Origin of the sequence: Amycolatopsis sp. lyj-23 (assembly GCF_046549135.1) — a bacterium.
Classification (GTDB): domain Bacteria; phylum Actinomycetota; class Actinomycetes; order Mycobacteriales; family Pseudonocardiaceae; genus Amycolatopsis.
The window spans coordinates 1-22,820 of the sequence record NZ_JAJPWN010000025.1 but is presented as its reverse complement, the minus strand read 5'-3'; the positions used below and the strand labels follow the sequence as shown (position 1 = coordinate 22,820).

22 protein-coding genes are annotated in these 22,820 nt (G+C 65.2%); 8 read left to right on the top strand and 14 right to left on the bottom strand.

Translation table 11 applies throughout. The features are described from left to right. Positions 1 to 66: 66 nt before the first annotated feature. Positions 67 to 408, bottom strand: a complete 342-nt coding sequence (locus ACLJPY_RS44790; RefSeq protein ID WP_410597084.1) for a DUF6355 family natural product biosynthesis protein — start codon at positions 406 to 408, stop codon at positions 67 to 69. Between the two features lie 629 nt (positions 409 to 1,037). On the opposite strand from ACLJPY_RS44790, the gene ACLJPY_RS44785 reads away from it, so the two are divergent. Further along, on the top strand, positions 1,038 to 2,999 hold the full coding sequence (locus tag ACLJPY_RS44785; RefSeq protein WP_410597187.1) for a tetratricopeptide repeat protein: 1,962 nt from the start codon (positions 1,038 to 1,040) through the stop codon (positions 2,997 to 2,999). A gap of 491 nt (positions 3,000 to 3,490) precedes the next feature. Here ACLJPY_RS44785 and ACLJPY_RS44780 read toward each other — a convergent pair whose 3' ends face one another. The 3 genes from ACLJPY_RS44780 to ACLJPY_RS44770 all read right to left on the bottom strand — a co-directional run bounded on the left by ACLJPY_RS44780 (position 3,491) and on the right by ACLJPY_RS44770 (position 8,754). Beyond that, positions 3,491 to 4,579 carry a hypothetical protein gene (locus ACLJPY_RS44780; protein ID WP_410597083.1) on the bottom strand — a complete coding sequence of 363 codons (1,089 nt, stop codon included), beginning with the start codon at positions 4,577 to 4,579 and terminating at the stop codon, positions 3,491 to 3,493. Between the two features lie 896 nt (positions 4,580 to 5,475). Further along, on the bottom strand, positions 5,476 to 5,667 hold the full coding sequence (locus tag ACLJPY_RS44775) for a hypothetical protein (RefSeq protein WP_410597082.1): 192 nt from the start codon (positions 5,665 to 5,667) through the stop codon (positions 5,476 to 5,478). A 648-nt stretch (positions 5,668 to 6,315) separates the two neighbouring features. After that, a complete protein-coding gene (locus ACLJPY_RS44770) occupies positions 6,316 to 8,754 on the bottom strand; it encodes an NACHT domain-containing protein (RefSeq protein WP_410597081.1) in 2,439 nt (812 codons plus the stop codon). An 817-nt stretch (positions 8,755 to 9,571) separates the two neighbouring features. On the opposite strand from ACLJPY_RS44770, the gene ACLJPY_RS44765 reads away from it, so the two are divergent. Then, positions 9,572 to 9,901 carry a hypothetical protein gene (locus ACLJPY_RS44765; protein WP_410597080.1) on the top strand — a complete coding sequence of 110 codons (330 nt, stop codon included), beginning with the start codon at positions 9,572 to 9,574 and terminating at the stop codon, positions 9,899 to 9,901. A gap of 293 nt (positions 9,902 to 10,194) precedes the next feature. On the opposite strand, the gene ACLJPY_RS44760 is transcribed toward ACLJPY_RS44765, so the two are convergent. From ACLJPY_RS44760 to ACLJPY_RS44750, 3 genes are read right to left on the bottom strand one after another with little or no spacing between them, the layout of a single operon-like run. Further along, positions 10,195 to 12,513, bottom strand: a complete 2,319-nt coding sequence (locus ACLJPY_RS44760) for an MAB_1171c family putative transporter (protein WP_410597079.1) — start codon at positions 12,511 to 12,513, stop codon at positions 10,195 to 10,197. Beyond that, positions 12,510 to 13,061, bottom strand: a complete 552-nt coding sequence (locus tag ACLJPY_RS44755; protein WP_410597078.1) for a hypothetical protein — start codon at positions 13,059 to 13,061, stop codon at positions 12,510 to 12,512. Before ACLJPY_RS44755 ends, ACLJPY_RS44760 begins: the two co-directional genes overlap by 4 nt. Continuing rightward, the gene (locus tag ACLJPY_RS44750; RefSeq protein ID WP_410597077.1) at positions 13,058 to 13,504 is read right to left on the bottom strand and encodes an XRE family transcriptional regulator; all 447 of its coding nucleotides are present in this window, start codon (positions 13,502 to 13,504) and stop codon (positions 13,058 to 13,060) included. The genes ACLJPY_RS44755 and ACLJPY_RS44750 overlap by 4 nt, the downstream gene beginning before the upstream one ends. Before the next feature lie 152 nt (positions 13,505 to 13,656). On the opposite strand from ACLJPY_RS44750, the gene ACLJPY_RS44745 reads away from it, so the two are divergent. After that, entirely contained in the window at positions 13,657 to 14,109 is a 453-nt protein-coding gene (locus ACLJPY_RS44745; RefSeq protein ID WP_410597076.1) for a winged helix-turn-helix transcriptional regulator, read from the top strand. Here the strand turns inward: ACLJPY_RS44745 and ACLJPY_RS44740 are convergent. The 4 genes from ACLJPY_RS44740 to ACLJPY_RS44725 form a co-directional block, all read right to left on the bottom strand. Beyond that, entirely contained in the window at positions 14,101 to 14,739 is a 639-nt protein-coding gene (locus ACLJPY_RS44740; protein ID WP_410597075.1) for a prepilin peptidase, read from the bottom strand. The two genes, ACLJPY_RS44745 and ACLJPY_RS44740, sit on opposite strands and share 9 nt — an antisense overlap. Positions 14,740 to 14,836: 97 nt before the next feature. Continuing rightward, positions 14,837 to 15,022: a hypothetical protein gene (locus tag ACLJPY_RS44735; protein WP_410597074.1), complete on the bottom strand. Its 186-nt coding sequence runs from the start codon at positions 15,020 to 15,022 to the stop codon at positions 14,837 to 14,839. Between the two features lie 81 nt (positions 15,023 to 15,103). Beyond that, positions 15,104 to 15,280, bottom strand: a complete 177-nt coding sequence (locus ACLJPY_RS44730) for a DUF397 domain-containing protein (protein WP_308673337.1) — start codon at positions 15,278 to 15,280, stop codon at positions 15,104 to 15,106. After that, positions 15,277 to 16,113 carry a helix-turn-helix domain-containing protein gene (locus ACLJPY_RS44725; RefSeq protein ID WP_410597073.1) on the bottom strand — a complete coding sequence of 279 codons (837 nt, stop codon included), beginning with the start codon at positions 16,111 to 16,113 and terminating at the stop codon, positions 15,277 to 15,279. The genes ACLJPY_RS44730 and ACLJPY_RS44725 overlap by 4 nt, the downstream gene beginning before the upstream one ends. A gap of 179 nt (positions 16,114 to 16,292) precedes the next feature. On the opposite strand from ACLJPY_RS44725, the gene ACLJPY_RS44720 reads away from it, so the two are divergent. The 5 genes from ACLJPY_RS44720 (at position 16,293) to ACLJPY_RS44700 (ending at position 18,735) form a co-directional block, all read left to right on the top strand. Next, the gene (locus ACLJPY_RS44720; RefSeq protein ID WP_410597072.1) at positions 16,293 to 16,523 is read left to right on the top strand and encodes a hypothetical protein; all 231 of its coding nucleotides are present in this window, start codon (positions 16,293 to 16,295) and stop codon (positions 16,521 to 16,523) included. Between the two features lie 432 nt (positions 16,524 to 16,955). Then, positions 16,956 to 17,288 carry a hypothetical protein gene (locus tag ACLJPY_RS44715; RefSeq protein WP_410597071.1) on the top strand — a complete coding sequence of 111 codons (333 nt, stop codon included), beginning with the start codon at positions 16,956 to 16,958 and terminating at the stop codon, positions 17,286 to 17,288. A 168-nt stretch (positions 17,289 to 17,456) separates the two neighbouring features. Continuing rightward, complete coding sequence (locus tag ACLJPY_RS44710) at positions 17,457 to 17,678, top strand: hypothetical protein (RefSeq protein WP_410597070.1); 222 nt, start codon at positions 17,457 to 17,459, stop codon at positions 17,676 to 17,678. Then, complete coding sequence (locus ACLJPY_RS44705; RefSeq protein ID WP_410597069.1) at positions 17,675 to 18,481, top strand: Scr1 family TA system antitoxin-like transcriptional regulator; 807 nt, start codon at positions 17,675 to 17,677, stop codon at positions 18,479 to 18,481. The genes ACLJPY_RS44710 and ACLJPY_RS44705 overlap by 4 nt, the downstream gene beginning before the upstream one ends. After that, positions 18,469 to 18,735 carry a zinc finger protein gene (locus ACLJPY_RS44700; RefSeq protein ID WP_410597068.1) on the top strand — a complete coding sequence of 89 codons (267 nt, stop codon included), beginning with the start codon at positions 18,469 to 18,471 and terminating at the stop codon, positions 18,733 to 18,735. The genes ACLJPY_RS44705 and ACLJPY_RS44700 overlap by 13 nt, the downstream gene beginning before the upstream one ends. A 724-nt stretch (positions 18,736 to 19,459) precedes the next feature. Here the strand turns inward: ACLJPY_RS44700 and ACLJPY_RS44695 are convergent. The 3 genes from ACLJPY_RS44695 to ACLJPY_RS44685 are packed head-to-tail and all read right to left on the bottom strand — an operon-like array spanning position 19,460 to position 22,589. After that, positions 19,460 to 21,412: a DUF3732 domain-containing protein gene (locus tag ACLJPY_RS44695; RefSeq protein WP_410597067.1), complete on the bottom strand. Its 1,953-nt coding sequence runs from the start codon at positions 21,410 to 21,412 to the stop codon at positions 19,460 to 19,462. Next, the gene (locus ACLJPY_RS44690) at positions 21,409 to 21,894 is read right to left on the bottom strand and encodes a three component ABC system middle component (RefSeq protein WP_410597066.1); all 486 of its coding nucleotides are present in this window, start codon (positions 21,892 to 21,894) and stop codon (positions 21,409 to 21,411) included. Before ACLJPY_RS44690 ends, ACLJPY_RS44695 begins: the two co-directional genes overlap by 4 nt. Next, a complete protein-coding gene (locus ACLJPY_RS44685; protein WP_410597065.1) occupies positions 21,891 to 22,589 on the bottom strand; it encodes an ABC-three component system protein in 699 nt (232 codons plus the stop codon). The genes ACLJPY_RS44690 and ACLJPY_RS44685 overlap by 4 nt, the downstream gene beginning before the upstream one ends. Between the last annotated feature and the right edge of the window lie 231 nt (positions 22,590 to 22,820).

The following is a 22,820-nucleotide window of genomic DNA, read 5'->3' as shown; positions in this document are numbered from 1 at the left end:
CCGTTGATCAGGTTCATCAAACCGGGCAAGCAAGGCGACACATTCCTATTCACTCGAATGTGTGCTTCACGCTGGTCCGTAGTAACCGGGAGCACAGCCAACGCCACCGTTCCACCAGGCGCCGGTGACACGCCATCTGATCACCGGCTGCAGGTCGGTCACGCCCGGCCCGACGCAGTAGTGGTAGATGTTGCCCCAGATATCCTGGACGTCCAGCATCACTGTGGAACCCGTGCCACCGTCGCAATGCCGATACATGCCCCAGCTCTGATACCCGCACGAGTCCCTCAGGCCGATGTGGACGGCCGCGTCCGCGGCCGGCGTCAACGCGCCACCGAGCATGGCGATCACGATCGTCCCCGTGGCAGCGATACGGCCCGTCAGGTGACGAGATTTCGAACTCTTCATTCCGGCCTCCAAAACGATTCACGGTGGTGGTATGAATCCGGTCTACAGGCGCATTCCCACGCACTGCAAACGGCGCATGACACGGACTTTCGGGTACGCATGGGACTCATGTCGAGTTCACCCGTTCACACGGCAGGAAGTCCGCTAGGAGGCTGCTCGGCCCCGAGGCAACCAAGACGGCAGGCGTCGCGGACCGTGGATGTAACGCACTGGCTGCAGGCGCACATACATTCATCGCACCGGCCATCGGAGCGGACCTGCGAGAAGGGTCACCTACCTGGTGTTCGAAGACCAGGAGCGCGTCGACGTCCTCGATGTCACCTGACTCGGATGACCGCTGCGGCTCTCGCCTCGGCGCTGGCGCCTCCTCAAGGAAGAATCGGCTGGCAACCCACTGCAGGTCACCTCAGCGAGGCCCGTTTACCCGGACAGCCTCGCCTAGGATCACCGGTAATACAGACTTCTCGACCAGCAACTTGGCTGATCCGCCGGACAAGTGCAGTTCGTCCCGAATATCGACACGCGTCGTTACGCTGAGCTGCTCCTGGGCGACTGGTTCGATAACGATGAAGGAGGGCGCCGTGGGCAGACGTCGGCTTCGGCCACGGAGTCAGTGGCCCGTGGTTACCATGGCGTTTGCTCTGCTGGTCGTGGCCGGCGGGCTTGCTCTGGCTCAGAAGTGGCAGGGCGCCACATGGTGGGTCGTCGGCGGGGCCGCGGGGCTGGCCGCGGTAGTAGCCGGGGTATCGCCGCTGTTGCTACGCTCGCGTGACCAGCGAACAGCAGGGGCGGCAGTGGTCCGCCGCAGCGTGCACACGACTGGCAGGTCAGTGACCGAACTGAGCCTGGACGACCTGCGCGTTCACACCTCGGTGGTCGACGTCCCCTACCTGCCGAGGCCGGAAAAGGAACGTGAGGTAATAGAGCACCTGCGTGCACGCCGCGCGGTATTGATCGTGGGAGCGTCGATGGTGGGCAAGACTCGGTTGGCGGCCGCAGCGGTTGAGCAGTTTCTTCCCGACACGCCGCTGCTGCTGCCAGACACCCCGACCGCGCTCACCGACCTTGACAAGGCCGACGTTATTCTTGATCAACAGGTAATTTGGCTTGACGACCTCGAGCGATTCCTTACCACTGGCGGCGTGACAGCCGGGCTCATCCATCGCCTGCGCGAATCCAACTGGCTCGTGGCTACCCTCCGGGCGCACGAGTGGGACCGGTTCCAGCCCACCGATCACCTACGCCCGCCCGAATGGGATGCACTCCGCCTCTTTGAGTTGGTGCTGCTCGATCGCGACCGAGACCAGCCTGCCGAGTCAGATCTGCGCCGTGCGGTACCCGACGAATATGTTCGTGAACGGATAGCAAGGATAGGAATCGGCGAATACGTCGGCGCTGCCCAACACGTCCGCGACCAGCTCACCGTCGGCGAATTCGCCAACCCCCTCGGTTTCGCCCTAGTCGCAGGTGCGGCGGACTGGTCACGCATGGGCCTCAACCGGTTCGTTCCCGCTGAGCTGCTGCCACAGTTGGCTGCGGCTCGTCTCGCTAGCCGGCGACGCGCCGAACTCAGCGACGAGAAGAAATTCCACACCGCACTAGAGTGGGCAACTCGGAATATAAACCCGGCCGTGTCGTTTCTAGAACTTGTTAACGGCACCTACCAGGTTCATGACCTCGCCTTAGAACAACTTGCAGCCACCCATAGAGCTATTCCCATTGCCACTTGGGAATTAGCTGTCGACGAAGCCGCAGAGGGCGAACTGATGTCTGTCGGTTACCAGGCCATGGTGCTTCACGATCAGCACGACATCGCCGAACGCGCATGGGAGAAGGCAGCAAAAATGGGCTATACCGGCGCAATTAATAACCTGGGCTTGCTGTCGAGGAAGCGCGGCGAACTTACCAAGGCAGAGCACTGTTACCGCCAAGCCGCTACTATAGGCGACACCGAAGGCATGAATAACCTCGGAGCACTACTCGGCCAACGCAACAAAACTGAGGCCGAACACTGGCTACGCAAAGCCGCCAACGCCGAACATGTCGGCGCAATGAACAACTTAGGCATGCTACTGCGCAAACAAGGCGAGTCGACCGAAGCCAAGCACTGGCTGAGCAAAGCCGCCAACGCTGGCATCGTCGAAGCAACGTACACCCTGGGCACGCTGCTCGAGGAACGAGGTGAGACAACCGAAGCCGAATACTGGTACAGCCAAGCGGCAGACCTCGGCGTGACCGACGCAATATTTAATCTGGGCGCGCTATTGCAAGAGCGAGGCAAACTAGCCGAAGCTGAATTCAGGTTACGCGAAGCTGCTGTCGCAGGTTACTTCGGCGCGATGTTCAGACTGGGCGTACTACTCGAAGAGCGAGGCGAGTCAACCGAAGCCGAGCGCTGGTACCTGGAAGCCGCCGAGGTGGGCGATACCGACGCGATGACCAATCTGGGCGCACTGCTGGCGAAACGAGGTGAATTAACCCGATCTAAGTATTGGTTGCAGGCAGCCGCCGAGACTGGCCATACCGAAGCGATGGCCAAGCTGGACCTGCTTTTGCAGGTCCTGAACGACCAGCCCGAAGCAGAAGATTGACTGCGGAAGGTGAAGCGACCAAGCCGATAAGCTGCCGCACCACAGTCCTCGTCGCTAAGTTCTAGCGGGTCATGCGCCAGTCCTCCTGAAAGTCGCAGCCTAAAACAACACCGGTCAGCGATCGGAACCGGAGCGAGGCGCCCCTTTCGCCAACCGCGCATTCACCTGGGCACATGCGGCCGTGCAAGCTCGGGAACACAGTAGGTGGGCCGTTAACTGCCAATTTTTGCGCCCGCGATCGGGTTGTTCCAATGCGGCATGGACGTCACCCAGGCGGACTAAATTCGCCGCCCCGGCGCAGCTGCGGCCTGCCTTCCGGCACAAGTCGACAGCCTGCCGGAAGTGCTCACATGCGTGGGTATGCGCTGCTCCAATGCTTGCGAGACGTACTAGCGTATTCAGGATATACATCTGCCCGTACTCGTCGTTCAAATTGCGAATCCCGAATCGCGACAGACGATATAACCGTCCTCACCAACCGCAACAAAGCATCATTCCGGCTTGTGAGCGGCCTTAAGTATAGCCTGCAAGGCGGCTACAAGGCAGGCAACAGCGGCGCCGAGCAGGATCGCATCGACGAACAGGACGTTGCGCGAGCGATCTTCTTTGCCTTGGTCGAGAGTTGCGTAGACAATCGGTCCGAGTTCGTTCTGAGCTTGCCAGGCGAGCTCATTCGAAACTTGCAGCGGTGGCGACGCCTGAGTGACAGTCTCCAGCGGGTTGAGTCTCCCACAGTCGACGGTCAAGTTGAGCGACTTCGGACGTGCGGCAGGGATTGCGGCGCCTGGCCAAGGCGAGTTGTCAACAGGACTGGGCAGCTCAGCAGAGATCGGCGGCAAATACACCACGGATCGCGAGGCAGTACGTCTCTGAACGGATCCTATGATGGTGCCGTAGTACCAGCCGGGGTTATCCTGCGCTGCTAAAATTGCTTGACGGCCGTCGGATGAGGCGGTCAGCGTGATTCCGTCCATGTCCCTCCCGTCGTCAGGGGTCAGCCGGGCTCCTCCGGATAGGATTATTCCCCAGCAATGGTCAGCGGAGCCGCTCAAAGCTACATTCAGCGTCAGCAGCGTCGTCCCGACGCCGTCACCTGGGGAGAACTTGACGGCGAGGTTCACCTCGGCAGCGGCGTCGGCTGTGAACACGGCTATGGCCGAGTCGTCTGTCACTGGCGTGGAAAACGGAGCGGTGAAGTACGAGATTCCGTTGAACGATACGGAACCTAGCTGCCACGCGATCAATAATAGCGCCCCAACCTCGGCGAGAGCGGCCATTTTCCAGGACGCGGCGAGCCATGCAAGTACGCCGACGAAAACGATGAACAGTCCTGACTGCAGCAGTAGCCCGCCGACATCAAACGCGTTGCGGTCGGTCCCAGCTTTGATCATCAGCAGGTCGAGAGGGGCCGCTATCGCAGCCAGGAAAGCGAGCACGGTGAATGTCCCCAGGCCGTGCCGCTGGACCGGTCCTCGGAACTCGATAGCCAGCTTGATCACGGCGGCAGCCGCGGCGATCTCGGCGAGAAGGAAGTGTTCTTGGCTCGACAGCCAAGAGGAGAGTGCCAGCAGCGGTGGCACGAGGATGAGGGAGAGGACCGCTGTCGGAGGACGCGGCTGTGCGTCCGGTCGTTCCACGATAGGGGGCCGCGCTCGCAGCACCACCGGCCGTTCCGCCGACGCGCGCGGGTGGGTCGTCACCAGGCGGCCTAGTACTGCCCCGAGAATCACTGACACGGCGACCAGCAGGGCCTTCCGACCCCACTTGGGCTCGTGAGTCACCGAGTTTCCTCCCCTGAAAGATCTTTCACGTACCGGGGAGTCGTGACGATGTGGGCGGCCGTTACGCGCCGGCACAGCAGTGTTCACATCGCGCATGACCTGTGCGCCAATCTCGAGAACGGATTTTGAGACCACTCAGACTCGCCCAGGTCAGAGGAGATCTACATGCTAACGACCGTGCGAGCCATGTCGCAGTCGCAAGCGAATAAATCGTTATACGGCGTAGTCGCCACGGCGGCTCTGGCTACGCTGATCGGGCGGGGCCGCCCTCCTTCATGCGGCCCGGCCGAGCGGCAGGCCAACGGCATCAGCGCCCATCGCCGACATCGGTCATCCTTCGACTTCAGACAACTTCACGCCCCCGCAGGTCCAGTGTCGCAACCGTTTGCGAAGTAAGTCGGTTGTTCACCCAGAGTCGGAGCCCGCCGGCCTGGTCTACCTGGACGCGCTCGCCGTATACGTCGCCGCTCGAAAGGCCGCGACCGCCGCCGAAGAAGCGCCCGCGTACAGCGCGTTCGTGACCGCGCCGAACGCCAGATCGGCAACCCGGCCACGCCCGAGACCGACCTCGTCGCCTGCGAAGACGCCGCGACCGGTGTCACGGACCCGCCCGCTGTCGCGCTCCACGCCGCGGCCGAGACCGCAAAGCATCGAGGCCGCGGCGACTTAAGGCCTGCGCCACCGACCTGACACCTTCACCGGAGCGAATCAAGGATCACTTCCAACATCGGAATGTCTCCTTTGGAGACAGCGACCAACGCCAGCAGCAGAACGCCCGCGATAAGCAGGACACGCAACGACTTTCTGTCGCGTAATGCACCAGCCACACCTGCGACGGCGATGAGGGCGACCAGCACCGCAGCGGGAATGATTTCGTACCAGGCCATGTGGCCCCCTTCCTAAGCGATCATTTCTCGCAAGATCAGGGGGGCCAGTTGCACTCGGACGGGTTTAGTACACGAAAGAAGTAACTGCGCGGCCCCGACGGCCGTCCCGCCGACACCGCAGCGGATGCCGTGAAGCTCGCGCCTGCGGCAGTCACAAGCCCGCCGAAGCCTGGCGCCGATCACCGCCGGATCAGCTTGACGAGCGGACAGCAGTTCGGCTTGCCGGTGGCAATGCACATCGCCGCGAGATCGAGTACCCAGCGTCCTCGATCGAGTTGGGTGCCGGGGTCACCCTGCGTGCGACATCCGCGTCGCGGAGTTACTCATAGCCAGACATCGCGCAGCGTGCCGTCCACACGAACACCGATACGAGCGCGCTAGCTATGAGCTACGACGGCACGGCCTTCGGGCGATCCATTCCATGATCGTCATCCTCGGCTGGCCCCGTCCCAGCCACCCGGCCAGATGCCACTCCACGATCTGGACGGCCCATGCCTTTGACACCATTTCAACAGGCTATGGGACAGAGTGTGGGCGACGCGCCGCCGGCCACGATCACCCCCGAGACTCAAGGGGCGGACGCGGGACGTGCGCGCATCCGCCGCAGAATCGCCTCCGTGCTCGCTCATGCCGATGTCCGGATGGGCGTTAGCGCACGACCTCGACGCCATCGCGAGCGTAGTTAGCGTTCAGGCCGGTGATCTCCACGCGCTCCAGGTGGGGCATGCCGTCGAGCGGACCGAGATCGTCGATCAATGTTCCGACCAGACTAAGTTCCCGCACGGTGGCGCCTACTAAGCGGGCGAAAGTCCGGAGGTCGTAGTTGCCAGCGGTAGACGGGAGGCGCAGCTTACGCAGCTTCAGCTCTGCGACGGACCCGGTCAGGTCAGCTGTGGGCGGTTCTACCCACAGGTCATCGAGCAGGACTTTGCTGAGCACGTTACTCGCGTATCGGGCGGGCTCGGGTACCATCGCCCATGCTGCGACGAGTTCCACCCGGATCTCCGGCTCGGGCCGAGTTGCCAGCGCATCGAAGGCGCTGCTACCTGCAAGAGCCAAGGCGCGGATTGAGGCTGCGGCCTCCGCGACGGACAGGGTGGCGTGGATCTTCCTCGTTAGGGCCGTCAGGACATCGGGGCTCGCGTTGGCGACTTGGCGGGCCTCGTAGAAATCTCGAGGGGGCAGGAGGTCAATCGCAGGGCCATGAGTCTTGCCAGCCGTGGCGGCACACTCCGCGGCGAGCAGGTGGAAGTAGCGGCTGCCGCTTTCGGAGGCACGCTTCGCCAAGCCGGCGGTGATCATATCTTCCGCTTTCGGGTCCAAAGCGGCGGCGCGCACGATCACGTTGTGGTAGTCGGCATGATCCGCGTGCTTGACCAGGTGTCGCAGGTGATTTCGCCGCACTGCTTGCTCAGCAGCCAACTGATCACCTGTGCCAGGGATCCGCAACTCGAACCCACCTAGACTATTTTGCTGGAGTAGCCCGGTCTGCTCCACGATCTCCCACAGTAACTTCTCGGCGTCCACCCTATCCTGCGCGTCAGCCCAGTCCAGGTGGTTCGCAGAGTCGGCGAATGACTTCGCAGTGCTGAGGTCGATCGACTCCTCGCCATTGATTAGCAACCACCACGCGATTTCGCACAGCAGGTCGCGCGACACCTCTGCCGGGACCTGCCAGTCCAACTGGCGGAAAGCACGGACCACGTCGCGTCGGATGAGTAGGAGTTCGAGCACTTGGTCGAGAAAAGCCGAGCCGCGCACGTCGTGATGGTGCCTTCCGAACAGCGCGCAGTAGGAGGCGGCCAATAGCGGTGCGGTCAACTGGCGGGCTAGCAGGGAGTCAGTGGCAATCGCGACCCACACCGCCTCGGGAACAAGCTCACCCTGCGCCTCGAACCAGGCTGTTATGAATCGGTCGACCTGCGCGCGAGTCATGGTCCGCAGCCCGGCGGCAATGAAACCGGAGCAGACCAGCATGCTTCGCCAGTCGTCGCGCAGCGCGGAAGGTCGGGACGTTGCGATGAAGCTGGCCTCGGGATACCAGTGCGTTAGGTCGGTGAGCCACTGCACGACGTCACTTCGGTGCCGCTCCCGTACCTCATCGATGCCGTCGACCAGCACCACTGCCTGCCCTGACAGCAGCAGACCGGTTTCCCAGCCGTCTGGTGGCTCCCCAGCGAGTGGGGCGGTGGCGGCGGCAAATTGGTTCGGTTTCGGCAGGACGAGGACATCGTCGACCACGAACGACCGCAAGCGTAGCAGGAAGGGCATCCGAGGTTTGCTGCCCAACAGTCCGCCGCGTGCCGCCTGAACAGCTAGCTTGCGCAGAACGGTGGACTTTCCAGTTCCTGCTGCCCCTTCAAGCAGCACGAGCCGATGTTTGTCGAGCAGTTGCGTCGACGTGGTCGCGGTGAAGACACCCACCTGCCCGGTCGGCTCCACGCCGAGGTCGATGTACGCGGTGGAAAGTTGGATGCGCTCGTAGCGTCCGAGTCCAATCAATTGCACGTGATCGTTGTGGTCGGCTACTCCAGCGCGAAAATTCGTCTCGTAGTCCGCAGCGGGAGCGGTCTTGTCGGGTACCTGGTGGACGATGAAGTTACCGTCGACCGTCCCCGCAACCGGCTTGCTCGTACCGGAAACGAGCGCGTCGGAGCCCCCGAACACGCCAGTCTCCGCCCTGGCGCGGCCCACCTCCGGCACAGCTGGAAGCGACTTCATCACCGGCACATCCGAACCGGTGATCTCCACATCACCCTGTACAACGTCCGTATCAGGATCGCTGGCACTGCCAGCGCCGTCCTTGACTGGCACTAGCCAGGCGGCCCTGCGCTGCCAGGGGGTAGCTGTGTTGGCTGGGCTGGCGTGGTGCCACAACTGTTCGGCTTCGTGTCGTTTCAACAGCCGGCTTTCGTTGTCGTGGGCACCGAAAGCCAGATCCACAACGCTCCGCACGAAGTCCCAGTCGGGTCGTTTCCGGGCGTTGACGCGGTTCGACAGCGTCTGGGCGGACATGTTCAGGTACCGGCTGAGTTCCCCTAGCGGTTCGGGGCGCCGTTCCAGGAGCTCACGCAGGAATTGCGCCAAGGCGCGCGTCTCGGGAGTGCCACCTGTGAAGGGGCCCCACCGCCTTGGCTGGCCGGGGAGACGCTTAGTCACTGGGGCTCCCGTTCTGTACGTCGCTTGATGTGCCGACTTGCACCCCCTTGACCTGCGCAAACGGCTTCGCGGCCACGTGGATGACGAACAGTAATCATACCGTCTCAGGGTCTGGATTACACGGTGGGACGCGGGTCACGGCTGCGGCCGGGAACGGGGGTCGTGGTGTGGGGTTTACTCGCGGGAGCGTCGCCGTACGTTATGGTGGCTGTACTGGTGATCGCGATGGGAACGGTGCTGGTTATCACGCGGATTGTTAAGAACTCTCCGCATCCGATGTGGGTCCGGTTGCGATTCCTCGGGTTCGAGGTGTCTCGGGGAGCAGACGACGTGAATAACGACTCGTGCGGCTGCGCTACGGAGTGGCGGCTCCCTTCGACTACCGAGGCCAAGTGGGACGCTAGCCACTCGTGTCAACAACTAGTTGTTGCGGGTCACGACGTTGGTGACGCGAGCGAAGGCCTGCAACGAGGGACGGGGCTTTCGGCGGCAGGATGAGAAGTGCGACCAACTCGCCTCGTCCGGGAGTGCATCGCCACCATCCTCACTCGGCCGAACAGGATCGGACTGCGATCCGAACGGGTCACTCCCCATTCACATCCGCCCGTGCCAACGGCGGAGATTGAGACCGACGAACCGAGCACTGACGCTTACCGACGGCCGGCTTTGCTGCCGTCGCAGCTTTTACATCGTCGCACTGCTAGTGCTTTGGGGGCTGCCCCAGCTTATTCTGACAGCGGGCATAGTGCCACTCAATCGAGGAGTCGTCGCGCCCATCGTCGACACGAAGACGCTTCTCGACCCGGCAGCGCTGACCAAGGCGTACCCAGGGGCGAACGACGCCGTGTGGAAACTGTGGAGCTGGTCGTTTTTTCTCGCCCTCGTCTACGCAGGCGCGAGATGGAAGTTCCGCAGGTGGTCAGGCTTAGTCGTCGTGTTTGTGATCATCGCGGCCTTGGGCTTCACCATCCCCGGGTCCGTCGCAGAGGGCGGACGTCGCCTGGCGCGTTACGGTGTGGTGTCGTTACGGCTGGTGGATACTGGCTTCACGGTCGACTATGCGACTGTTCGATGAATCGATCCGGCTCGAAAACCACTGTCCATCGCCGAGCAGAAATCGGCCCAGCCAGCGGACCCGCCGAACCTCTTGATCATCATCAATCAATCGCCGACCAACTACGCCTTCTGGGACTGCCGGACCGGGCAAGCCCACGTGGTCAGTGCCACAGACGTCGTGGTCGAGCGCGTCAAGCCTCCACGTGGAGTCGACAGTCGGCTTTGGCTGGAGAAGGGAACGGACTGTGACCAGCAACCCTAGGTCTCCTGCACGCCAGGGTTTCTGGTCCGGCTCCACACCGGGTCGTGTGCTCAGGCGGCCGGGTGTGGCACCGGCTCTTCCCAGTCGATGTGGTGCTGAGTCAGCCACGCCGCGGTGTTGCGCGGGCCGCCCTTGAGCCGCTTCGAGATCGCCAGGTCGCGGATGAGCCGCTTGAACGGCCCCGGCGTGGCCGTGCCGCCCATCTTCGCGCTGGTCGCCACCAAACGCTCGACCCGCTCCCGGCGCAGCTGCTCGTAGGCCCGGAACGCCGCCGCCGGCTCACGGAGATCACGCAGGCACTTGGCCAGGACCACGGCGTCCTCCATGGCCATCGACGCCCCGTGCCCGGCGTTCGGCGCCGCGGCGTGGGCGGCGTCGCCGATGACGATCATCGGGCCGGCGTGCCACCGCGGCGCCGAGGCGATGTCGTAGCCGTTGTTCGCGCGGATCTGCTCCGAGGCCGCCACGATCGCCGCCGCCGGCGACCGGTCCCGCCGGAGCACGGCGATCGCCTGTCGCTGCCACTCCTCCAGCGACGTCGACGCCAGCTCCGCCTTGGACACCTCCGGGCGCGGGATGTTCACAAACCACCACGTCTCGCCGTCCGGCGCGGTCGTGTACGCGAAGAACACACGCTTGCCGTAGATCATCCGGTACCCCCCGGGCAGCGGCTCGACCGGCGCGTGCCGGGCGTAGCCGCACAACACGACCGTCCCGGTGTACCGCGGCTCGGGTGCCTTCGGGTCGATCAGCACCCGGGTCGCCGAGTGAATCCCGTCGGCACCGATCAACAGATCACCTTCGTGGCGGGAGCCGTCCTCGAAGATCGCCGCCACCCCGTGCTCGAAATCGGTTTCGACGTCATCAAGCCGCGTCCCGTGCTCGACCTTGATGCCACGCCGGTCTGCCTCGTCGTGCAGCACGCGGTACAGCTCGGAGCGCTTGATGGTGTGCGGCCCGTACGAGCCTGCCGTACCGCCGCCGATGGGTGCTTCGCCGAGCTTCTTGCCCGAGCCGCTCCAGAAGAACGCGCGGTCAGCGGGGAAGGACGCCTGCAAGACCGGCTTGTCGGCGTCGATGGCGTGCAGGGCGTCGAAGCCGTTGTTCATGATCGTCATGAACGCGCCGACGTCGTCCGCGCCCGTCCGATGAGCCTCGTAGACGACGGAGTCGATACCCGCCTTCTGCAGGGCCATGGCCGTGACCGGCCCCGCGATACCTCCACCGATGATCAACGCCTTAGTCATCCCCGCTCCTCTTGTCTCGAGGCCCCTGGCCAGCCGCACCAGCTCGCGAACGTCAGCGTCGAGTCCGTCACCCTCCGGCAGTGCGACCGGAACCGCCTTCGCCGGCACAGTTTCACCGGCGGCGTGCGCGGCCAGTGCCTGCTGCAGACGGCTCGGAAGATCAGCGGCGGTGTCGGTCCGCGCCAGGTACGGGCTGATCCGGACCAACCCGTCGCGGCATTCGACGACCCGGCGGTAGTACCGCCGATGCGTCCCACGCAGGCGGAGCGCGTCCCGCCACGGCGCCGCCGGCACTCGGTCCAGTGCATCATCGGGAAACTGCGAGTGCAGCACCGTCCAGAGAGGCGCGAGCTGCCGATACCCACGTCGGTGGCGCCACCAGATTCGCACCGCGCTCAACCTCGTCATCACGGCCGGGTAGCTGACGCCAGCCAGGAACAGCAGAACACCCGGCATTAGCAGCACGGTGACGGCGAGCGCACCCACGACCGTCCCGGCGGAACCGGCGCGATCGGCGACGCCGACGCGGAAGATCAACCCCAGTACGATCGCGGGCACGAACACGCAGTTCGCCAAGACGATCGCGACCAGGCCGACGGCCGCGATACGCAGTCCTCGAGCCAACCGCGCGCCGGCCTCACGCGCGTACTGCCAGGCCCAGACTGCCGCCGTCGCGAAGCCGAGTGCCATGAAGACGTCGGCCGCGATGAAGAAGACAGCCACGCTGGGCACCGACTGGTCGTTGGTCCGCACGGACGCCGGGGTCGCCAGCGCGGCGACGAGAAGCACGCCCTCCGCCACCACGAGCAGCGCTGCGTACCAGCCGGCGCGTCGCCGAGCGACCGCCCGTTCCCGCGCCGAGAACAAGAAGAAGCACACGAGGCTGTACACGCCGACCAGCAGAAGACCGTGCTGGATCAGCCGCGAGATCATCGGTGGCAGGCCCAGCGCATGAGCGCCCTTGTCAGCCGCGGCGCCGAACGGAAAGGCGACAGCGAGGCACGCCACGAGCGCCGTCACGCTGCGCAGAGCGGCGTTCCCCGGGTTCCGCGTCAGCCTCCCGGCCAGCCACAACAGCAGGGCGGCCGACGCGATTCCGTAGGCGAGGACCAGGGGCGTCACAACCACCCCAACCGGCCGTCGAGCGCGGCTCCCATTTCCTGGGCGGCATCGCTTGCTCTTCCGCCGGCGCCGACCTGGTCCAGGACCGACGCCCATTCCAGGATGATCGTCGCCGTCGTTTCGGCCTCGCGCTCCTGGTCGGTGTCGTACGAGGTGCGCCGCAGCGCCCGGCGAACGGCGTCCGGCTCGAGATCTGGGTACCGCCGGCGCAGGCTGTCCGTCGACATGTCCGGGTAAAACTCGGCCAAGAGGTCGTCGTCGCACGGATCGCTCTCGTGGCCGGCCAGCAGGTGGCCCAGCTCGTGCAAGATGATGTGGTTCTGGTGCGGCTTGCTGGTTTCACGCTGGTACAGGATGTAGTCCGCCGGGCGCGTGCTGATCCACACGCCGAACGGGCCGGGCACCGGGATGGAGTGGGCCAGCAGGCGGATCGGCTTGCCGCGGCGTTCACCGACGCGCCGGCACAGCTCGACGACGTCCAGCGGAGGCCGGATGTCCAGCTCGTTCAGCAGCCGCCGGCACCGGCGCCGCAGCAGCCGCTCGTTCACCGCTCCCCTCGCTCCCGCGCTGCCTGCTGGTCGCGGTAGACGACGTCGAGCAGATCCATGACGAGTTGACGGCGATCCGGCGTCAGCTCACCGGCCCGCATCGCGATCCGCTGCGCTTCCTCGTCACCGGCGTTCGCCTTGAGGCGTTCCTGCTCGGCCGCCAGCTCGCGGAGCTGCTGGTTGACGCGATCAGTCACGTCGTCGTCGAAGAAGTAGTTGACCGGCACTCCGAAGAACTTCGCCAGCCCCTCCACGTGCTTGATCGTGGGGTTGTCGCGCTTCCGCTTGCGCAGCTGCCAGATGTAGGTGCCGGAGATCTTCGTGTCCGCGGCCGTGATCGATTCCGCGGCGAAGTCGTTGCTGTACTCGTCGCCCTCCGGCGATTTCGTGACGGTGAACAGGTGGTTCAGCTTGTCCGCGAAGTCACGCCCGCGTTCGGCCATCACCCCTCCTCAGTTCCCTTCGACGGTACCGCTCACCAGGCGTCTTAACTGAAATTAAGACCTGATCAGGTGAATGCCCGTTCGATAGTTGAGACGTGACCTGCGGAAACTTAAGATCAACAGCCTGGGGTGATCGAACCGGGGAGGGAACGATGACTCGACCGAGCACACAGGCCATCACCGCCGAGGACGCCGAGCGCCTGCGCAAACTGCACGACGCCAAGCAGCTTTTCGGCGGCGATTGGATGACAGCGATCCTGCTGGCGCTGAAGAGCGGCCCGAAGCACTACACCGAACTGCTCGACATGGTCGGCTCGCTCAACGACGCCGCGGCGGCGAACAGCTGGTCCGGGCGGCCGCGGGTGCTGCACGCCAGCGTCCTGACGCGGACTCTGAAAACGATGACGGCCGACCGCTTGATCGTCCGGGACCAGGAGGCGGGCGTCTTCCCGCCGTCGGTCGTCTACTCGCTGGCGCCGGCGACGCGGGAAGCGCTCGAAGCCATGCAGCCGCTGGCCGACTGGGTGAGCGAGCACGCGGACATCGTCGACCAAGCGCGGCACCGCCGGAGCCAGGACGCCGAAGGGGCCCGCCGCTCAGCCTGATGAGAACTGGGCCAGCGTGCCGCACACGAAGGCGACGACGACCATGGACGGCCCCATCGGCACCTGCCCCTCCCGGAACGAGTACCTCCGGAGCAGCACGCCGATCAACCCTGCCACCGCGGTGAGGACGTACATCGCGAGGAAGCCGCCCAAGAGCCAGGACCAGCCGAACCAGCCCAGCAGAATCCCGACGCTCGGGGCGAGTTTGACGTCACCGGGTCCCGGCTGACCGGTGATCAGGTAGGACAGCAGCAATGCGGCACCCCACAACGCGCCGCCGACGAGAGTGCGCAGGCCACCCCCGACATCATCGCTCGCGATCGAGGCAACAATTGCGGCGACGACGTTGACGCCGCACAGCGGGAGGCTGAGCAAGTCCGGGATGCGGTGTTCGACGGCGTCGACAGCCGCGGCCGGGACACCCAGTAAGGCGAATGCTGCGCCGAAGGCCATGGCGACCGGTGCCCAGAGCGCCACGACCGCTCCCGCGGCCGCGACGACCACGACCACCTCTGCGACCCATCCAACCGACAGCTCGGAGTTCATCGACCGGCGCAGCAGGCGCACGGTCACCGGCGTGAGCGCCAGGCCCACGGCCAGCCCGAGGGCCAGACGAAGCATCCCCGTCATCCGGCACCCGCCCCGCGATCGCCTCACCCGAGGTGATCATCGTAGGAACGGGGCAGCTCGCTCGCCACCGGTGACCGTCAGGGCCGCCGAGCAGGCTTTACGACGAGCAGGCCACCGACGTCCGGCGGTGGACGGGGAGGCCGTCCGGCGCCCCGGTGACATCCTCATCGAGGACATGGAGCTCGAACCTGGCGGTGTCGTAGCCGCCGGCGTCCCAAGCGAGGTCGCTGTCGCCGATGCGCCACTCGCAGCCGGTGACTCGCTCCCTCAGCAACCACGCCACTTCGACCTCCCGGGACCGCGACCTCGAACGGCGTGAACCTACCACGCAGCTAGAACACGCGTTCGATGAAACGGCGCGTGGTCAGGCTTTCGTGAGACGCTCCAGGAACGCGCCCCAAGCAGCCTGATCGACTGACAGCTGCCCATCGGACGGCGCCTTCGAGTCGCGCACGCCGACATCGTCACCGAGACGAACCTCAACGCAGTCCTGCGTTTCGGTGCTCCAGCTCGACTTGAACCAACCGGTCGAGTTCGTCATCGTTTCATCTCCAACAGCTCGCTCTTCACCTTCGCAATGAGTTCGAGACTCTTCTCCACGCTCATCGCCTTACTGCGCGCTGCCTTGGCCTTCTGCCGATGCACCGCGATGTCCTCCTCGGCGTAAAGCATCAGCCCGCCGCGATGCAGCTCAAGACTGACGATCGACGGCGCCTGAGCCGAATCGAACAGGATGAACGAGCCAGCCAGCAGCGGCGTCCATCCGGCTTCGAACGGGATGATCTGCACCTTGACGTTGGGCAGATCGATCATCTCCGAGAGGTACGTCAGCTGCTCTGCCCAAACCTCCCGGCCTCCGATCACGTGCCGGATCGCCGCCTCGCCAAGCAGCACATCAAGGGTCGCCGGAGCACTTCGAGTAATGAGGTCGCGTCGCCCGATCCGGATCGCGACTCGCTCGTCGATCTCGTCGGCCGGTACGTCGCCTTCCTCCATCATTGCGCGGATGACCGCGCTGGTCTGGAGGACGCCGGGGATCAGCAGCGGAGCCAGGTGCGTGACGGTCGTCGCCGTCCGCTCCGCGGCGAGCAGCGCGTTCATCTGCTGCCGCCGCTCGGCCACCGTCACGGCATGCCAACGCCCGCTTTGGCCGGCATTGGTGACCAGCGCCATCAACTCGGCGCCGGCGTCGTCGCCGAGACCGAGCGCTTCGACGATCGACGCCACGTCGTCCGGCTTCGGGGTGCGCTCGCCGGTTTCCCAGCGCGAGATCAGCCCGGAATCCGACTCCTTGCGACCGATGAGCACGGCCAGCTTCCGCAGCGAAACTCCACGCGACTCGCGCGCCTCTTTCAGGGCGTCGCCGAGGTTCATCGGCGCCTCGCGGTGCTACCAGCCATGCAGCACATGCTAGTGCAGGTGAAGCGGACCGCAGAGGTCACCCGATTAGGTCATTGCGCAGCCACGCTACCAGCGCTGACACTTGCTACCAACATTCGGTAGCAGTGTCAGCGCCCAGCTCATGGCCCTGACAGCCTAACGGGAGGGCGCACATGCGAGGGCACCGCTGGAGTGGAACACCGCTGATCGTCCCCGCACGAACTCCGGCCGGCTCGGCGACGCAGGTCACATTGGGCCTGATCGACACGACCGACGGACTTGTCCGCGCCGTCCGGGTCGGCACCGACGGACCGCCCGCCTTCCTGCCTCGGCAAGCGATGGCCGAGCTGGTCAGCCACGCCCAGACGATGCTCGTCCTCGATCTGCCGGGAGACCGGAGATGAACGCTCGCGAGTCCGCGCCAGCGGCGAGCTGACAGCCGCCCCTGATCAGCCCGGTCGGTGCGCTTGCCCCGACACAGCGCACCGGCCGGGTGTTCACCGTTCCTTTCGTCCAGCTTGACCGCGGAGATTTCACGATGGCTACCGCACCTACGAGACACCCGGCTCCCCCACGCCTGCTGTGGGTCACCGAAGCGTCGACCGGCATCAACCACCTCGTCACCGAAGCTGCTTTCGTCGACGGGATACGAGCCTCCGGCTCGTACCGCGGGATCTGCGGCGCCCAGTTCTCCGCTGCGCCGATGATCGCTCCTCCGCGCTGCGCGTGCTCGGCCTGCCGCGGACGCCTTGTCGCCGATCGAACGTCGTGCCGCAGCAAACCGCGTCGCATCTCGTGGTGGCGACGCCGGCGACGGCCCAAACCCCGGAGGCTCAATGACCGGCTCTGATCGCTGGGACGAAGCTGTTCTTGCCTGGGAGCGGTCCAGCGCGGCCATCGACGAGTCCCGCCGCCGCGGCTGGGAGTGGCGCAGCGCTCCCGCCGGTTCCGCGGAGCCCACGACGATGGTCGGCCACCGGACGACCGATGCCCACCATGACGTCGTGCGTATCGAAGTGCGGAAGGCCTCGGTGCGCGCCATCGGGGCCCGTTTTGCCCTGGGCGACTGGGGAAAACATGGAGCACTCCCGTTGCGAGGACCGGTCGACGGCCTACCCGAAGATGTCCTGCTCCAGGTGATGAGTTGGTCCGACGATGTGCCGAAATGAACTTTCCCGAGGTGGTGAAGCACCGTGGCGCCAACCACGATCACCTGGCCGTCCGAAACCGATTTGTCCTTTGCGGAGCACCCGGAGTATGCCCACCTCTGCAGAGTTCTCGCCGGGTTGCGCCGACTCTCCGATAAGGACAGACCGACTGTCACGCGCGGAGTTCGCATGACCCGTGACACCCAGAAGCTCGTCGACGCTCTCGAAGCGGCTCAGCTGCGGATTTCCGTGGTGGCCATCCAACTGCGAGACGGCACCGCGACTCCGGACGAGCACTACGACCTCGCCGACGTGATCGGCGACCTCCCCGATCTGCTCCGCTCCCACGGCGACGACATCGCCGCCGGGATCATCCCGGCAGCCCGTGACCTGGAACGAGAATGCGCATGACCAAAGCAAGCTGCTACCTTCCGGCCCTGCTCGCCTTGAGTGCCTCACTGCGGAAGGCCCGAACCGCAGAAGGGCTGGGGCTGCGCCAGCTGGCACACAAGCTCGGAGTCTCGGCTCAGGCATTGTCCCTGTGGGAAACTGGAAAACGCGCGCCGGCGATCGAGGACGTGGCACACGTCCTCGGATTTCTCCAGGTGGACTCGGCGGAGTACAACCGCGTCATGCGGCTCCGGCGGCAGCTCGAGGACCCGATTTCCATCGAGGCCCTGGACGCGAGCCCGACCAGTCAGCGGCGAACCCTGGAGGAGCTCGCGGTCCGCATCTTCGAATGGGCACCGCACGTAGTCCCGGAACCGCTCCAGACGCCGGAGTACATCCAGGCGATGGCGCGGGAGCACGTGGTGGCGCCCGACGACCTCGATCAGGCGGTCTTCGAACACCAGGTCCGGCAGCTCGGCCAGGGCTGGACCGCCCAACGCACCGTACTACTGGGTGCCGCGGCCCTGAAACCGGCAACCGGTCCGCAGCTACAAGCGCTTCGGGCGGCGTCCAACGGTCCCGGCCTGGTAGTCAAGATCGTCGCTTCGAGCGCTGCGAAAACAACCGACTCCTTCACGATCTACGAGGGCACCGGCAAAACCTTCACCGTCGCGTTGCAGCACCAAGACAACCTCATCTTCATCAGCGAGCCCGACACAGTCCAGGGCTACCGGTCGACGTTCGAGGCTCTAGAACGGAAATCCTTTGCATGCAACGAATACCAGCCGAACAAGTCATGCGATGCACCACGATGGCCGCGCTGATCTACCTCGACATGCAGACCGTTCGCCCGGTCATCGACGGGGAGTGGCATCGCCTTGCGGGAGCGCTCGAACCAGCAGAAGCGATCACCACCCTGTGCGGTGTCACCGACACGCCGGTGTTCATGCCGTTGAACGAACGGCGAAGTCAGCGCATCCCTCGGCAGTGCGACGCGTGCGACACGATCTACCGCCGAAGCCACGGCATCCCATCACGACCGGATCGGCTCCGCGGCCGTCGACCCGCTCAGGAGTAGCCCGAACGTCCGAGACGGGACTCTCACGGTTGCACCGCCGAGCGATACGACGACGACGCTGTGCCTCAGTTCGAGGCGCATCCGCCTTTCTGGCGAAAAGGCGCCTCGGACGATTGAGCCGCCTCCTCGTCTGGGTATGTCTCCACTACTCGGGATGGGGTTCTCGGGGACGGACGGCGGCCTGCCGCGATGACCGCCTCGCACCGTCGGGGCGGTGTTGGGCCATGACGGTCATCGCAGCAGGCCGCCGTCGTCACGCTCACCACTCGAGCGCAGGCCTTGACAGCGGCCGTCCGTATCCAGTCAGGTACGCCGCCGCTGGTAATAGCCGGCGGTGACCGCGGGAACGTCGTGTGGCGTGGGTATCGACAGCGACAACAGCGAGCGGAAGGAGAGTCGTCCACCGATCACCGACGCTGCCGAGGACTGGATTCAGATCCGGGTATCCGGCGGCTTGGTCCTGCCCTTCGAGCACGAAGCCATCCACGAACCGCTCGCTTGGCAGTCGATCGATGGTCTTCAGCCGATGCAGGCCTGCTTGGGCATTGAGGTAGTGCCCGCCGCCTGGGCACAGAGCACGGGCGCGCTCTTGGCGACCCCGCGGTTCGGTCCTGTGTTCGTCGAGCTGACGGCACCGGTGCGCCCATCAACCCCTGGTGATCAGCCGAATCTCTACCCGGCAGGCCTTCGACCGGTGATCTCACCGCGACCGGCTGGCCTGGCGTCAGCCTGCGGTGATCCACTCCGCCGGGACCAGGGCGCCTTGACCGTCACGCCACCGTCGGATCACCGCAGATGCGAAGACCGGTTGCTCCAGGTCTGCGTGTTCCATGGCGATGACCTGGAGCTTGCCATCCGCGGTGGTGATGGTGTTGGCGATGGCTTGGTACACGCGCAGGAGAGCTGTCCGGTCGGACTCCTCGGCTGGCTGTAGGTCTGTTCCTTTGTAGTCGGCGGGGAAGTAGACCTGGGAAGGCTGGTCGAGAACGAGCAGCTGCGGCACTGGCCGATCATGGTCGATGAACCACTCGTGCAGGCTCAAGAACGCGGCCAGGTGGTAGCCCAGCCAGTTCTGCCCGCCGCCGATCTCCTTGAGGGGGACTGGTCCGTCGTCGGTGTCGGCCACGACGGTGAGGTGGCGCAGGTCGAACCGGATGGGGGCGTCCGAGTGCTCGAGGACGAGTGCGCGGGCCTTCGCGGTGATCTTCTGGTTGATCAGTGACAGGCTGCTGTTGACCCGGTCGGCCTGCACGTCGTGGCCGAGGGCGTCCTCCAGTTCCTCGATGGCCGCGCGCATCTCTTCGCGCTGGTCGCGGATGCGGGGGGCGGCTGTGTAACGTGCGGCGTTTTCCAGGAACAGGCTGATGCGCCCGCGGACGGCGGCGGCGCGTAGCGTGGTATCGCGGTACCGTGCGGCCTCGCGCATGCCGGCCTCGAGTGCGTTGCGCTCGTCGTGGTTGGCGCCGAGTGCGCGGCGGTGCTCGCGGAGCAATTCTTCTTGCTCGTCGATGAGGGCCTGGATCTGCGGGGTGTCGTCGCTGACGTGGACGACGTTGGCGTTGAGCTCCTCCAGGTCTGTCCGCAGTGCGGTCGCGACGGCGCTCGGGGCGGTCACTTCGCTGTTGCAGACCGGGCATGCTTCCACAGAGGTGTCAGGGCTGACTTTGAGCAGTGACAAAGAAGTCAAGCGTTCGCGGTGATCGAGCGCTTGCGTCAGGAACTCGCTGCGGTCGCGGAGTGCGCTTCTGAGTTCAGCGAGCCGGGCGCGCGTCTGCTGGAAGGTGATGCGCAGTCGATCCCGCTCCTGCGAGAGGGTGGCCAGGGGATCGTCTTCGTCCTCGGGGATCTCAGGCAGACCGGGCAGAGGTGCAGAGGCGGCGGTGCCGAGCAGCGCGAGCGCGTCGTCCAGCGTGAGTTCGTCGGTGCTCAGAGGGTCGAGCAGCGAGGTCTCGACTGCTTCCCTGACCAGGGCGCGGGCCTGTCCGGACGCGGGCGCTGCGGATTCCTGCTGGTTGAGATCTCGTTCATGGTTCCGCAGTTCGGACTTCATCCGTTGCAGCTGTGCACGTTGCACGGCCTGTTCGGGATCCACAGCCCCGATGAAGTAGGGGAAGATGTCGCGGATCGTCCTGGGGCCATGATCCTCCCCCTGCGAGTGGAACAGGTGGTCAGGATTCGCCACCACGTTTTGGGCTTGAATGCAGAAGTACAGGGCATGGCGGATGGACGGAGCCATGGTGTTGCCCCGGGTGGTTGGCAGGCGGATTGAGAGGTCGATGCCCGTGAACTCGGCGAGCAGGCCGCGCGCGGCCTCGATGGTGAAAGTGAACTGCATCTGCTCTGCAGCCAGCGGGAGATCTCCTGGCTGCTGGAAGACCAGGCAGAGCCGGGGGGATGGGGTGGTTCCGCGCGCTGCCGGGCGGGCCACGAACAGCTGGCGGTCGCCGCGGACAATCTGCACCGCGAAAACGTCGACGTACTCGCGCAGCTTGCCCGCGCTGATGGGGTAGCTGTCGCCGCTGCTGGCCATGCAGTAGTTGGTGACATCCCAGATGGAGGTCTTGCCCGTGAGGGAGTCGCCAGTGACGATGTTGAGTTCGCCGAGGTTGAACTCCAGGCTGCGCACCTGACCGGGCTGCTTGCCGTAGAGGGTCAGGGACTTGAGCTGCCAGGTCACGGTCGTACTCCAAGCAGGGTGAGGACGGTGGCGGTGGGTCCGCCGGTGGGCAGCCACCGACCGAGCATGTGGGCGGCCTTCTGGACCGCGGCGGCTTCGGCTGACCGGTTCCGGATCCCCTTCGGGATGGCCCTGTCGCGCAGGGTGAGTGCGGCCCCATCCAGAACGAGGACCCGGGTCTGCAGTGCGAACAGCAGTCCGGGTCGCACCACGGTGAGAAGTCCGGGGGCGTTGGCGGACATATGAACTTTGATGGTCCCGTTGTTTTCCGCCCACTGGGCCATGTTGGCGTTGGCGTTCGGCAGCAGGTCCCGGACCGCAGGTTGCAACGCCATGACAGCGGAGGCGACCACGAGGGGCAGCGGACCGGGGCGTTCGTGCGCGTCCAGGTGGCCTTGGACGACGCGGGCGCAGACCAGGGCGGTGAAGGCCGGGTTGTACAGCGCCCGCTCTTCCCTGCTCCACTCGACAGGGCTGCTCATTTGCTCGACACCGACCCGAGCAGCGCCATAAGGCGCTCCCGGAACTCGGGGTGCCAGCCGACCCGCCGCTCGTCAGCGAGGATCTGGTACGAGCCCTTGGTGACGAACGGTTCGTCGCATCCCGGCCGGATGGGGAACCGGGCATGGTGATCGACCCACCGGTAGATGGCGCGGGCCTCGTGAACCTTGGCCTCCTCCGCGGCCTCTTGCCCCAACTCCTCGCGCATCTCCTCGAAGCGGCTTGACCACTCCTCGACGAGACGCTTCTCGTACTTGCCCAGCTCACCCGGCCGGAGCAGGTTGTCGTTGACCCACCTCGACCGCTGGGTGAACGCCCGCAGGTAGTCGCTGACCGCCTGCTGGATCCTGCTGTCGCCGACATTCACGAGGCGCAGTTGCCGGACGTAGACCTGTTCTCCGCCGGCGGGGTCCGCGCCGCCCGTCTCAGGCAGGTCGTCGTCGATGGGCAGGCTGTCCGGGCCGAAGCCATTGCGGCGGTCGCTGAACACCACGTCGAACTCCAAGCCGGTCACCGGTCCCGACGCAGGGTCGCGCAACTGGGCGACGACCCTGCGGAAGAACCACCCGTCCAGGCGCTCCAGAAAGACCTTCGCGTGTTCGTGGCCCACGGCGAGACCCAGCAGGCGCTGGAGGCGCTCGGTTGTCTCGTCGATGTCAGGCGCCGCGTCGAGCACGTGAATCCGCTGAAGCAGGGAACGACGCTGGTCTGCCGTAAGCCTGTCCCACGCCTCGTACGCGGACTTGTTGGTCTCGTTCCTGGAGATGCGACGGGCTTCATCTAGGGCCTGTATCGAAGTGGGTCAGAGCCATTCGTTGATGGCGGCGATGTGGATGATGGCTTCGTAGCGGGCGGCGAGTTTGTCATAGCGGGTGGCCACCCCGCGGTGGCGTTTGAGGCGGTTGAT

Excerpts from the sequence above, each read along its gene's own strand:
- ACLJPY_RS44790 (WP_410597084.1), bottom strand. The coding sequence starts at position 408 with ATGAAGAGTTCGAAATCTCGTCACCTGACGGGCCGTATCGCTGCCACG.
- ACLJPY_RS44785 (WP_410597187.1), top strand. The coding sequence starts at position 1,038 with ATGGCGTTTGCTCTGCTGGTCGTGGCCGGCGGGCTTGCTCTGGCTCAG.
- ACLJPY_RS44775 (WP_410597082.1), bottom strand. The coding sequence starts at position 5,667 with ATGGCCTGGTACGAAATCATTCCCGCTGCGGTGCTGGTCGCCCTCATC.
- ACLJPY_RS44750 (WP_410597077.1), bottom strand. The coding sequence starts at position 13,504 with ATGGCCGAACGCGGGCGTGACTTCGCGGACAAGCTGAACCACCTGTTC.
- ACLJPY_RS44745 (WP_410597076.1), top strand. The coding sequence starts at position 13,657 with ATGACTCGACCGAGCACACAGGCCATCACCGCCGAGGACGCCGAGCGC.
- ACLJPY_RS44740 (WP_410597075.1), bottom strand. The coding sequence starts at position 14,739 with ATGACGGGGATGCTTCGTCTGGCCCTCGGGCTGGCCGTGGGCCTGGCG.
- ACLJPY_RS44730 (WP_308673337.1), bottom strand. The coding sequence starts at position 15,280 with ATGACGAACTCGACCGGTTGGTTCAAGTCGAGCTGGAGCACCGAAACG.
- ACLJPY_RS44725 (WP_410597073.1), bottom strand. The coding sequence starts at position 16,113 with ATGAACCTCGGCGACGCCCTGAAAGAGGCGCGCGAGTCGCGTGGAGTT.
- ACLJPY_RS44720 (WP_410597072.1), top strand. The coding sequence starts at position 16,293 with ATGCGAGGGCACCGCTGGAGTGGAACACCGCTGATCGTCCCCGCACGA.
- ACLJPY_RS44715 (WP_410597071.1), top strand. The coding sequence starts at position 16,956 with ATGACCGGCTCTGATCGCTGGGACGAAGCTGTTCTTGCCTGGGAGCGG.
- ACLJPY_RS44710 (WP_410597070.1), top strand. The coding sequence starts at position 17,457 with ATGACCCGTGACACCCAGAAGCTCGTCGACGCTCTCGAAGCGGCTCAG.
- ACLJPY_RS44705 (WP_410597069.1), top strand. The coding sequence starts at position 17,675 with ATGACCAAAGCAAGCTGCTACCTTCCGGCCCTGCTCGCCTTGAGTGCC.
- ACLJPY_RS44700 (WP_410597068.1), top strand. The coding sequence starts at position 18,469 with ATGGCCGCGCTGATCTACCTCGACATGCAGACCGTTCGCCCGGTCATC.
- ACLJPY_RS44690 (WP_410597066.1), bottom strand. The coding sequence starts at position 21,894 with ATGAGCAGCCCTGTCGAGTGGAGCAGGGAAGAGCGGGCGCTGTACAAC.